The following is a 10972-nucleotide window of genomic DNA, read 5'->3' on the forward strand; positions in this document are numbered from 1 at the left end:
ATTGAAACCCCCATCTTCACCAAAGTCATCACCGATATGATGAATACAAAGAATTGCAGGAAGCCTTAGTGAACCGCCCGGACATGGGCAAGGTGATCAAACAAAGTGGCGGCCTGAGAAAGGTTCGTTGGGCGTTAGAGGGCAGAGGTAAAAGCGGCGGTGTTCGGGTGATCTATTACTGGATGACCGAAGACGATCAGCTTTACATGCTGTATGCCTTCCCTAAAAACGAACAAGAGAATTTAACCGATGCGCAGGTGCAAGCCTTGCGAAAAGTTGTTGAGAGGTGGTCAGCATGAATGACGATATGTTTAATGAATTACTGGCAAGCGTGGAGCAAGCGGATAGCATTATCCAAGGGAAAGCCCAGCCTGCTCGTGTGACCGCATTCGCCGAGCCGGAAGTGAAAGCCATCCGTGCCAAAACAGGCTTAAGTCAAAGCCGCTTTGCTAACGTGGTGGGCGTAAGCAAACGCACGTTAGAGAACTGGGAGCAAGGCCGCCGTCACCCGACAGGCCCTGCACGTGCGCTTCTGAAAATAGTGGATGCCGATCCGGAACATGCCCTAAAAGCGTTACACGCTTAATTACCAATCCAGCTCTAGTTCAAGCTCTGGAATAAGCCCCGCTTCGAGCGCCAGTTCCTGCTCTAGCTGGCGCTCTTGAGCGTGCTTCGCTTCTAAGTGCTCAATCGCCAACGACTTATAGCTGTCCTCACTCATCAGTTTAGACACCGCCTCAAGGGCTTCTGATTGCGTTAACGTCTCGCCATTATTGCAAGCTTGCTCAATGCTGGATTGGTTAAAGAACCAGTGACAGTTATCCTTGTGACGTGAGCCAGAAACGTACGCCGTGGCTCTGTCCATGCCGACGTTGTGTAATACAAAGACACTGCCGTCCACAGTGATGCCCTGAGAGGCATAGGTGGTCAGCGCATACGCTTGAGCTAAATACACATGGCCATGTTCATTGCAATAATCCTTACTGTTAAATGACAACGTACGGCCGTCATCACACCGAATGGTAAAGTGAGTCGTGCCGTCCTCTAGCTGTGTTAATCCTGTGATGGTGCCTAATGTCCCGTTGGAAAACTCACGGCGATAATCGTTCTTAGTCAGACGTACCCGCTCACCGAGGGCGAACTCGAAGCGGATCATACGGTCGGCCACATGACACGGCAGCGTGATGCTCTTTTTGCTGACAAGGCCGTCCGCTTGATAAAGCTGACGAATACGCTTGGACAGTTGTTCAACGTCTGCCCAGTGCTGAGCTAACACGACGGCTTGCTTGTCCGGGTTGCTCTGACGAAACTGCTGATACTGCTCAATCAGTTGTTCTCTGGCCGCCTTGCTATCGCAGGCGAAGTGAACCAGTCCTTGTGCGTCATGGGCTTGTAGTGCGTCCAGCGCTAGGCCATCCCTTAGCTGCATCACTGCCGCTCTCGCCCAACTCTCACGTTGCCTGCGGATGGTCTCGATACGGGATGTGCCCAGCACATTAGGCCGTGATAGATAACGTAAGGCACCGCCTCTGGTTACGGCATCAAGTTGCTTGTCTTCGCCTGTTAACACCACCTTGGCTTGCACTTCTCGTGCATGGCGTAACAAGGACGCAAGTTGATCGGAACCAAGCTGTCCGGCTTCATCGACCAACAACACCGATTTAGCGCTTAAGGGGGAGCGTTCTTGCTCAATGTCGATGAGTAGTCGGGCAATGGTCATGGTCTCAATGCCAGCTTCTTCTGCCAAGTTGTTCGCCGCCAGCTTAGCGGTAGCGGCACCGAGGACAGTAAACCCGGCTTGTTGGTATGCAGTGCGTACCACATTAAGCGAGGTGGTTTTACCTGCTCCGGCTGAGCCTTGTTGTATCGCAAAAGACGATGATGTGCAGGCACTCATGACAGCCTCAACCTGCTCATCAGAAAGGGTAACACCTTGCTCGGCCATTGTGGCCAAAGCGGCCTCAATGAACTTAGGCTCAATAGAAAACGCCTCATGCTTAGCCAGTGCCTTAGCGTGATCAATCATCTCACGTTCCGCCTCAATAACCGCTTGGGTGGTGAACACTTGGTTACGTTTGGTATCCCGCCCCAAATCAACCACGGTATCAGACTCAAGTAAGCGTTTCGTCACCGTCTCAACGTACTGGGCATTGTGGCCGGTTAGCTGGGCTAAATCACCAGCGGCACGATAGACATCTTGCTTACGAAATACCGCTAATCGTTCGCCAACGCGCTCAGCAATGGCCGTTTCATCAAAGATAGGCTCATCCTCGGCCCGTGTTGGGCTGTCTTGCTGTAAGGCTTGTAAGCACGCTAGGGTAAAGCCTTGCTCATCCATCTCCGTTTGCCACTGCTCAAGCAGCTTCGGTCTGTCCACTTGCGCCTTCTTCTCGCGAGTATCCAGTACCAATACATCACCGACCTTCGACTTACCAGAGCGAACGCCAGCGGCATCCAGTGCCTGACGAATGTCCTTCGAGCGTGTCGAGAAATGCTCACAGACAGACTGAGGGACACCGACCACTTGAAACGTGTCCTGATACGGCTCTAGCTCAAAGCCTAACTGACGCAACTGAAACGCCAGCTCAGCGCGGTAACAACTGGTGGCGCTGCTCTGCCATAAAAATAAATAACGGCTCTCTAAGGTGCCCCATGTGCCGTCTGTGCGTGGCGCGATGTTTGCCACTAGGGCGTGGGTATGAAGCTGGGGATCGAGGGCGCGAGAGGTGCTGTGTTCATAAGTCGCCACGACTAACCCTAACGCCTTCTCATGGATTAAGCCTTGTTCGGCATTGCCTCTTCGGGTCATGGTCGCATGGGCTTCAAAATGGGCAATGGCGGCCAGTACCGCCTGATGATGTGCTTGTTGCAATATCCGCCTTAACTCAGGCTCAGCCCGTGCCCACAGTACGGACATTGACTTAGGAGGACTGAAACACAAGTCAAAGCCGGGGCGGTGTTTATCGCCAGCGTTCTGACATAAGGCCTCCCCCTTAGGGGAGAAACCGCGCATGATGTTGTAATAATCCTCGGTGGAGACTTCGCCGCGAAGCTTGAGTAATAAGGCGGCTTTACCCGCCCAGATACCGGGTGGCTCGCCACCGTCGTTATAGTAGTCTTCCTCAGCCAGCTCATCGTAATACTCAAGGTTCTGAATGGGACACAGTGACATCATGTTGACTGCCTCCTAAGCCGATTGGGCTTAGACATACACATGGCTTGGTTCGGCGCAGCCGGGGTTTTATATAAAGAGAGCGGTGCAGTCCGCTCAAAAGACTCTGCAATCGCTGGTAGCTTAGGGTATGGAAAACGTAGCTGATATACGGCTTCCCAAGTTGAGACCATCACAAAGCCTTCGATGCCTCGCCAGCTCTGTTTAAGGTTCACTAACTCATTGACTCTGACTAATGGCTCAGACAGATACTGGCAAGCGGTTGAGCGCTGGCCGTTCTCGGTATAAGTGGTAATGCGGCGTTCAACCTGATGCTCACCAAAGCTCTTAGCGGCATGTTCGGCTGCATCGCCAGGCGCACCCATCCGCAAAGCCATCACGTTGCCAAAGAGCGCTAAAATCGTCTCAGCCGTATCCTTATCATAAACAGAGCGTAGTTGTGATAGGGCTTGTAACCCGGCAATAGTGCGGCCGCCTTTACTACGAGCCAGTCTTAACCACTTCTCAAGCGCAGGCGTTTTAGGCAAGCTAGATAGCTCATCCAGTGCAAACCAGATACGCCTTGAGTCTGAATCTGGAAGGGTCAGCACATGGCTGACCATTAGAGAAAATAACGCATTACACAAAGGAGCGGATAAGCTCTCATTGGCTTCATCGTGTGCCACAATCAGCGTACGAGGTAAGGTACTGCCCTTAGCAAACCACTGCTTAATCGAGAAAGTATGTTTAGCTCCGGGACGCCAATGCTTACGCAATGTCTTAAGCCACTTTAGTTGGGATATCAGCGTCACAAAGAAGCTCTGAGTGGTCTTCGAGTTCTCTTGCACAAACTGCGTTGCAAGGGGGTAATTAGTCGCCAGCATGGCTTGCAGCTCCTTGTGCGGCATGTCCAATAAGCCAGCCAAACTATACCAAGAGCAAGGACGATTCTGATTAATTAAAATCATCATCAGGCCTGTCAAAATAAGTCGTGCGCCGTTAGACCACAGTGGGTCTTGGGTATCAGCGATTAACGCATGGGCCACTAACGTCGCGTCTTGCTCACTGGTCACATCCTGAGCCAAATCCCACTGAGCACTACGCGCATCCGTTGGGCTAATAAGCACACTCTGCTCATCCAAAAACAATGGGGTGTACTCGTTCTTCCTATCGTAGATAAATAAGCGGTCATCACGGCTGCGGATCTGCTGGACAATCGGCTTAAGAATAACGCTCTTGCCTGAGCCTTGTTGACCGTACACCAATAAGTTCGCCAGTTCCTGTCGCATGGTCAGTTGTACGTCCGGGTGAATATACAATCCCTTGCCCATCGCATCCTTCTTGATAGCCTTAGCTAAGGCGCGTTTAGCATGACGCTTGGCTTTACGACCTGACAGGCGCTGAACGCCTGACAAATGGGTCACAGGTTCACGGCCGCCGGGCACATACAACCACTTATACGTTAATGCGCCGGAGAGCAGCACAGAAGCCAAAGCCGGAGCGCTAAGCTCTAAGGCTTGTGACCAGTTGAAGCCATGTTGGTACAGTGAATATACATTCTGTTGCCATGAATCAGGCAGTAAGGCAGAAAGCGAGCCGAGAGTACCCGCAGAAAAGGCTAAGCCCATCTGCGGCCAAAGTTGGTAACGTTGAGAGACAGAGTTCATTATGCTGCCCCCTTAAGTTGTTGCTTAGCTTGCGCCATTGCTTGTTGACGCTCCGTATCTGACAGACCAGCAACGGCAGAGACGATCTCAAACACACGTCGTGTTAAACGGCTCTCAAGTTGAGCAAGACGGTCATCGAGTTGCTGCTGCTCTTGGTAGACGTGCCAGCTCTTACGAATGAGCTGTGAAGGGTTAGAGCCAGTGCGTTCCGCTTCCGCTAGAAGAGCCATGTAGTCACCTAAAGTAAAGCGTGAGGTGACGGCACGCTGGGCTTTATCATTATTATTAGTAGCCATGGTTGTACCTTATTTTTATTGTTTACTATGTGTCGCCCTTTAAAAATGGGGGCTTATGTGTGAGCAAACTTGCTCAGGTAAACATCCGGGTAGTCCGTTAAAAGGGTTAAGGGCTGTTGCCTTGAAGGTCATTAATGGAAGCCATGTATGCACAGTAGGTGCGTGGTCGTATGTATTAATCTCTCCAATGTGAAAAGCACTTAGTTGGCATGTTGTTGTGGTGAAAAAAGGTTAGAAGATGAGGCCTAACATTAAGGCAAAAAAGCTCATTCATCTGGTCACCAAACGAAACAACATGCTTGGATGTAACCAGTGATTACAGTGTATCAAGGGAATAGCTGGATTGTAAATATACGTATATATATCAATGCTTTAGGTATATTAAAGAATAAAAAAGTGTCAAGTAGTTAAGTCATTGGGAAATTACGAATAACTCACCTAAACAGGCCAAGAAAAAAAATTACGGTCTATCTAAAACTAATTTACTGTCAAGTACGTTTGTGGTTAATAAGTGCACAAAACCCATCATCTCGGCGCTTAAAAGTGACTCACTTGTTAGTCGCGTTTAAGAGTCTACCGCTCAAAACATGGCGTTTACTCGGGATAATTGCTGCCAAACGGGAATATTTGTTGAAGTTAAAGAAAAGGTGCATAACATCCGGGATCGATTAGAAAAACTGAAGGCAGTAAAGATGAATCGATCACCAAAAAAGCTCCTCCAATTATTACTTGTTCTGGCCGCTGTGTTGTGTCTGAAATCCGATTCTATGGCACCCGTTCCGTTACCTAAAAAAGTGCATCTAGGACAAAAAACTGGTAGTGTGAAAAGCACTATAGAGAATGCTCTTTAACTGCTTGTTGCAACTGAGAAAAATTGATTTACACGGTGAAGGTCGTGTCAGGGTGAATTAAAGCACGGATTTATCATCCAAAGCTAGGGCGATTCCTGCAAACTGACCCTGTGGGTTATGAAGACCAGATGAATCTTTATGCTTATGTTGGGAATGATCCTATTAATATGGTTGATCCTACAGGCGAGTTCGCAGTTGTATTGCTCTTTGTCCCTGAAATCGTAGCGTTAGGAAAGGCTGCTTTCTTTGTGGGAAGTGCAGCCCTTGCAGGATATGCAGGGTCTGAAGCATTAAACTCGTATAACGAATCAGCGTCTAGTGAAAACAAAGGACAGACAAAACCTGAAGTTGGAGATTGTCCCACTTGTGGGGGAGAAACATCTAACAAGCCGGGGAAAATAGGTAAAGCTCACGGGTTAAAACCCAAGGAAGTAAAAGACGCTATTCATGTTGTTAAAGGAAATGCCAATTTGCCAAATAATCCAGATGTAGAAGTATGTAACGATTGTGGAGAGGTATTCCCTCAAACTGAAGATGGTAGCTTGGGTGATAGTATTGGCAATATTGAAGACGAAAAGAAGGGGAATTAATAATGCTTGAATGCAAAGCATCTTTGAGGGTTAAGTCAGATTCTCTGTCATTAGAAGAAATTGTCTACAACCTAGGAGAGCCAACGAAAGGTTTTTCTAAAGGCCAAGAATTTGGCAAGGTGAAAAAGAAAAGACCGCATACTCAGTGGATGTTAACTACTGATGAAGAGTCTTCTATGCAAGAAGCAATTGACCAACTTTTATGCTTTTATTTAGAAAGAAGTATAAATTCTGATTTAAAAGCTAAAGCTAGCATTGATATATTTTGCATGATTAGCTCTGACAACGGGCAAGGAAGCTTTACTATAGATTCAAGTTTATACGAGAAGCTACTAAAAGCGGGTTTAAAAATCACCTTTGATTTTTACTCAGACTAGCTAACTTAGAAAAATGACTTTGAATCCAAAGCCTCGCCAGTCGGGGCTTTATTATATAGTATGGCATTGAGGGAAAATTCATAAGGAATTGTTGATGGATGTGGAGCATGTCATTTATTTCGACACTCTACCGCTACCATTATGTTGGATAACGGTGCAGATATAAGGCACGTTCAAGAAATGCTCGGTCACGCTAATATTAGCAGTACCCAAATCTATACCTTTGTGTCCCGCACTAAATTAACTGAGGTGTACAACAAAACTCACCCTTCGGCGTTAAGCCAAAAAAGCTTGTTCCAATCATGAGCAAGTCAATAACCTTCTTACTTTATGGGCTTTTGGTGCTAAGTGCCGAACAGCCCATTTCATTATTAGCTATTCATAAAAATATTCTTTAGTATTAATTAGTTGGCTGAAGGAGCAGTCTGGATCGTAAATCCGATTACTTTACTACAAAGCACGGGTTTACAATCCGAAGCTCGGCCGCTTTATGCAGACCGACCCCATCGGCTACAAAGACGGCATGAACTGGTATGCCTATGTGGGGAATGATCCAATTAATGCGACGGATCCGACGGGTGAGTGGGGGTTAGTCGGTTTTATTGCAGGAGTCAGTTTAGAGGTTGCAAGACAAGCTATTACAGGTGAGTTAAAGGCAGATTTTAATAGTGTCGCGAAAATTGGAGTTGCAGGTTTAGCTGGTGCTGCTGGTGCTGGTCTTGGTAGAGGTGTTGCCTCTTTAACTTCTAGCATTGCGCTAAAGGCTGGGGCTAATGCGTATGGTGGTGCATTAATAGGTACTTCTTCGACGGTAGCGAATAATGCTATTGATGGTAAAGAATTAGACTCGGGAATTTTGAAGGGAGCTGCTCTCGGTGCAATTGGTGCTGTTGTAGGCAGCGTTAGTGGGGATGCTGTTGATGCTGTGGTTGGAGCAGCAAAAGGTACATCATCATTCGCTCAAAAACAAATCTCTTCCCACATCAATTCTACAACTGGTAGCGCCTTGGGAGCTACAGTTAAATCAGAGTCAGTTGGAATAGGTGAAGCTATGGGTAACGTTATTAGTGATTCTGGCGGGGCTGTTGAGTGTGCAGGAAACAAGTCATGTTAAATAGAGTTAAAGAAGCTTTTTTCAAGATTGTATTATTATCCCCTAATGGATTCGCAATCTTAATGGTGTCAATGATAATGGAAGTGGTATATAGGCTTCTAGTTAAGCTTTCTCTTGCTAAAACAGGAATAGAGTTGTTATTAATCTCATTCGGCTTGTTAAGTTACTTTTTGGCTATTATTTTTCGTGTTGTTTCAGATAAATTTAAGCAACGATAGATAAATAGCTGGATTAGCCTTTGAGGTAAGGGATCTTGAAAATTGAAATTTCCAACAACAAGCCTTAACCTTCATTAGCCCGGTCTTGTGCCGGGCTTTTCTTTGCCTGAAGCGATCAGTTTCACCAACAGCTCGATCAGCATTTGCCTGCAGAAGTATTCGGTGTGCGCCAGAAGGGTGCGCAAATTTGTCCAGCGCCGCCACCGAACGCTACCCAAAAATACATAAGTTTAGACACTAACGAAGTCTAAGCTAGTTTTTAAATTCAAAGCCCCTCTCGCTGAGATCAGCTTGGGGCTTTGTTTTTCTGGCTAATCTAAGATGACAGTAAAAATGGTTAATGTTTATTCAAATCTGGCATCAGGCGATGGGCTGTTTTATTTCCGGGTTTGAAACACCTCGAAGGTATATTAACTAAATGGCAGTTATACAGAATCTGTTACAGGCTCAATAAACTCTACCAAATAGTCACTTTATGTCATTTTACGCTTCAATTTTATGCCAACTTACACTTCATTTGTGTCGTTGTAGCTCAATGAAATCAAATGTAGCTATGTCAACTTACACTTCAAACAACATGTGAGTTGGCGGCTAAATATTAGCTTTGCCAGCTTATTACAGGATTACTGCGCGTCACCTCTGTTGAGCCTTGCCCCGTATTACTAATCCATTGCACGTTAAGCGCATTCAGCGAAGGCATTAAGTTAAACAGCGTGACCGAAAAGCCCATAACCGGTGTCTTGCAGTTAAAATTATAGGTGGCTTCAACATTATGATGATCGTGCTCATCGTGCTCATCGTGCTCACTGTGGCCGTGAGCAAGTGAGTTTTCGGTGCTTTGTAAAATACACTGCCCTTTAATATCAATAGCGTGGCTACTATTTTTTAATTGCTGAGCAAGTACGTTAATAGCATTTTTATCAGATGAGTTAGCAGCTTGGTGTTCAAACCCTAGGGCATCGGCAGCCGGAATAATAAACTGCATTTGCAGCACATTGCCCTCTTGAGCAATAAGTAACTCACCTTCCCCATGAACATGCTTTTGAGCATGAGCATGGGCATGGGCACTAAAGCCCAACCCTAATAGCAGGGCAACACTCAGGCCTTGAGTAAACACTTTCATAAACTAACCCTTAATTAAAATAGAGCTCAATACAGTGGTTGTTATAATATAACATATTGATAGAATCCTAAAAAGATAATAATTGAGAGTGTTTAACTTATAGGCTGGCAATGCTTTATCCTATAAAGCGATCTAAGGTTTAAGCTGCCATCCTTTTATTGAATAAAGCCATATATTGTTTATAGGTACAGATACTGGTAAGTTCAGGTTAGTTATATAAGTAATTTATTTTTAAGGAAAAACATGAAACTGTCACTGGAAGACATCACCTCAGATAACTACGAAGCCATATGCGATTTAGAGGTTGCTAAAACACAAGAAGAATACGTGGCGTGTAATATGTGGTCGTTAGTCGAAGCGCACTACAATAGCGGGTATACCTGTAAAGCTATTTGCTTAAATGGTTTACCAGTAGGCTTTTTTATGTGGGTGCAAGAAACCCTTACAAAGGTTTCTATTTGGCGCTTTATGGTTGAGCAAACTCATCAAAATAAAGGCATTGGGCGCAAAGCACTGGCTATGGCAATTGAAGAGATTAAAGCAACTTCTAAGCTTGAAAAAATCGAGATTTGTTATAACCCGCAAAATCCTGTTGCTAAAAACTTTTATACAAGTTTTGGGGTTGAAGAAGTTGGCCTCGATGAGGATGACGACGATATGTTAGCGGTTATTAAAATTAGTAGTTAACTCATCATAAGTAGGTCGCTAATTTTAAGGAATAATAGTTGTAAGGAAATATTGTGATCATAAGACAATTTGCAAAGAATGATTTTTTAGCCGTCCAAAACATTTATCAGCAAGGTATTGATACCGGCAACGCGACTTTTCAAACTAAAGCTAAAAATTGGCAGCAATGGAATAGTTCTATGCTTAACTGTTGTCGCCTTGTTGCAGTGCAAAGAGAGCAAGTGCTTGGCTGGGCGGGGTTATCGGCGGTTTCAAACCGTGAGGTATACTCGGGCGTTGCTGAGGTAAGTGTATATGTTGCAAACCAAGCCCAAGGTAAAGGCTTGGGGCAGGCACTGCTCAATGCACTCATTTATGAGTCAGAAAAAAGCGGTATATGGATGCTACAAGCCAGTATATTCCCTGAAAATACTAGCAGCATTGCTTTACATGCTCGCAATGGTTTTAGGCAGGTTGGAAATCGAGAGAAACTAGGTAAATTAAATGGTGTGAGGCGCAATGTAGTTTTAATGGAAAGGCGCAGCACCTTAGTAGGTCTATAATCCTGCAACTCCTATCTTTGATGAGTATTAAACAAACTGTATTACCGGGTAATTTAGTGCCTGTTACTGCTAAACAAGTGAGCCCAATAATAACTGTTAAAGCAAAATATCTTGCCAATTATTATCAGTATTCTAGGTTATCAAGTGACTGCTGAGTGCCATGAGCCGACTATAAGCCGTAACTCGTTTCTGCCCCAAAACGTGTTTAGGCGAATGCCTCAAAAGAGCGACTACCGGCCATTGAGGTTGGTTAAATACAATGGAAAACTGTGATAGTAATATCTAAAGTTATTTGTTAAAACTATATAGATTATAAAGGCGAGCTTTACATCCGCTCAGATGTGCCCTTCGAACAC

The 10972-nt window shown here is 45.6% G+C and carries 12 protein-coding genes; 8 read left to right on the forward strand and 4 right to left on the reverse strand.

The annotated features are described in order from the left end of the window. The first annotated feature begins 68 nt into the window (after window positions 1-68). Together H5089_RS18110 and nadS are read left to right on the forward strand one after the other, a co-directional pair. Window positions 69-299 carry a type II toxin-antitoxin system RelE/ParE family toxin gene (locus H5089_RS18110; RefSeq protein WP_310735815.1) on the forward strand — a complete coding sequence of 77 codons (231 nt, stop codon included), beginning with the start codon at window positions 69-71 and terminating at the stop codon, window positions 297-299. After that, window positions 296-586 carry a NadS family protein gene (gene nadS, locus H5089_RS18115; RefSeq protein ID WP_182712811.1) on the forward strand — a complete coding sequence of 97 codons (291 nt, stop codon included), beginning with the start codon at window positions 296-298 and terminating at the stop codon, window positions 584-586. Before H5089_RS18110 ends, nadS begins: the two co-directional genes overlap by 4 nt. Here nadS and mobF read toward each other — a convergent pair whose 3' ends face one another. Genes mobF through H5089_RS18130 form a run of 3 tightly spaced genes read right to left on the reverse strand, consistent with a single transcriptional unit; the run spans window position 587 to window position 5048 of the window. Beyond that, window positions 587-3175: a MobF family relaxase gene (mobF, locus tag H5089_RS18120; RefSeq protein WP_182712812.1), complete on the reverse strand. Its 2589-nt coding sequence runs from the start codon at window positions 3173-3175 to the stop codon at window positions 587-589. It abuts the gene before it with no gap. Beyond that, window positions 3172-4818, reverse strand: coding sequence for a type IV secretion system DNA-binding domain-containing protein (locus H5089_RS18125; RefSeq protein WP_182712813.1), 1647 nt, complete (start codon window positions 4816-4818; stop codon window positions 3172-3174). Before H5089_RS18125 ends, mobF begins: the two co-directional genes overlap by 4 nt. Further along, a complete protein-coding gene (locus tag H5089_RS18130; RefSeq protein ID WP_182712814.1) occupies window positions 4818-5048 on the reverse strand; it encodes a hypothetical protein in 231 nt (76 codons plus the stop codon). The genes H5089_RS18125 and H5089_RS18130 overlap by 1 nt, the downstream gene beginning before the upstream one ends. Window positions 5049-6033: 985 nt before the next feature. Here H5089_RS18130 and H5089_RS18135 point away from each other — a divergent pair. The 4 genes from H5089_RS18135 (at window position 6034) to H5089_RS18150 (ending at window position 8046) form a co-directional block, all read left to right on the forward strand. Next, window positions 6034-6555: an RHS repeat-associated core domain-containing protein gene (locus H5089_RS18135; RefSeq protein ID WP_310735816.1), complete on the forward strand. Its 522-nt coding sequence runs from the start codon at window positions 6034-6036 to the stop codon at window positions 6553-6555. A gap of 2 nt (window positions 6556-6557) precedes the next feature. Beyond that, a complete protein-coding gene (locus H5089_RS18140) occupies window positions 6558-6932 on the forward strand; it encodes a DUF4279 domain-containing protein (protein ID WP_182712815.1) in 375 nt (124 codons plus the stop codon). 87 nt (window positions 6933-7019) lie between these two features. Further along, window positions 7020-7238: a tyrosine-type recombinase/integrase gene (locus tag H5089_RS18145; RefSeq protein WP_310735817.1), complete on the forward strand. Its 219-nt coding sequence runs from the start codon at window positions 7020-7022 to the stop codon at window positions 7236-7238. A gap of 130 nt (window positions 7239-7368) precedes the next feature. Beyond that, entirely contained in the window at window positions 7369-8046 is a 678-nt protein-coding gene (locus H5089_RS18150; RefSeq protein ID WP_182712823.1) for an RHS repeat-associated core domain-containing protein, read from the forward strand. Window positions 8047-8862: 816 nt separating this feature from the next. On the opposite strand, the gene H5089_RS18155 is transcribed toward H5089_RS18150, so the two are convergent. Continuing rightward, window positions 8863-9387, reverse strand: a complete 525-nt coding sequence (locus H5089_RS18155; RefSeq protein WP_182712816.1) for a DUF2796 domain-containing protein — start codon at window positions 9385-9387, stop codon at window positions 8863-8865. A 243-nt stretch (window positions 9388-9630) separates the two neighbouring features. Between H5089_RS18155 and H5089_RS18160 the strand changes: the two genes are divergently transcribed. Both H5089_RS18160 and H5089_RS18165 read left to right on the forward strand, forming a co-directional pair. Then, a complete protein-coding gene (locus tag H5089_RS18160; RefSeq protein WP_182712817.1) occupies window positions 9631-10074 on the forward strand; it encodes a GNAT family N-acetyltransferase in 444 nt (147 codons plus the stop codon). A gap of 53 nt (window positions 10075-10127) precedes the next feature. Then, on the forward strand, window positions 10128-10616 hold the full coding sequence (locus tag H5089_RS18165) for a GNAT family N-acetyltransferase (protein ID WP_182712818.1): 489 nt from the start codon (window positions 10128-10130) through the stop codon (window positions 10614-10616). The last annotated feature ends 356 nt before the right edge of the window (window positions 10617-10972 follow it).

It is taken from the genome of Pseudoalteromonas sp. SR45-1 (genome assembly GCF_014163655.1).
Classification (GTDB): domain Bacteria; phylum Pseudomonadota; class Gammaproteobacteria; order Enterobacterales; family Alteromonadaceae; genus Pseudoalteromonas; species Pseudoalteromonas distincta.

Bases quoted from the DNA above. Each gene is read 5' to 3' on its own strand.
- nadS (WP_182712811.1), top strand. From the start codon at position 296: ATGAATGACGATATGTTTAATGAATTACTGGCAAGCGTGGAGCAAGCG.
- mobF (WP_182712812.1), bottom strand. From the start codon at position 3,175: ATGATGTCACTGTGTCCCATTCAGAACCTTGAGTATTACGATGAGCTG.
- H5089_RS18125 (WP_182712813.1), bottom strand. From the start codon at position 4,818: ATGAACTCTGTCTCTCAACGTTACCAACTTTGGCCGCAGATGGGCTTA.
- H5089_RS18130 (WP_182712814.1), bottom strand. From the start codon at position 5,048: ATGGCTCTTCTAGCGGAAGCGGAACGCACTGGCTCTAACCCTTCACAG.
- H5089_RS18140 (WP_182712815.1), top strand. From the start codon at position 6,558: ATGCTTGAATGCAAAGCATCTTTGAGGGTTAAGTCAGATTCTCTGTCA.
- H5089_RS18155 (WP_182712816.1), bottom strand. From the start codon at position 9,387: ATGAAAGTGTTTACTCAAGGCCTGAGTGTTGCCCTGCTATTAGGGTTG.
- H5089_RS18160 (WP_182712817.1), top strand. From the start codon at position 9,631: ATGAAACTGTCACTGGAAGACATCACCTCAGATAACTACGAAGCCATA.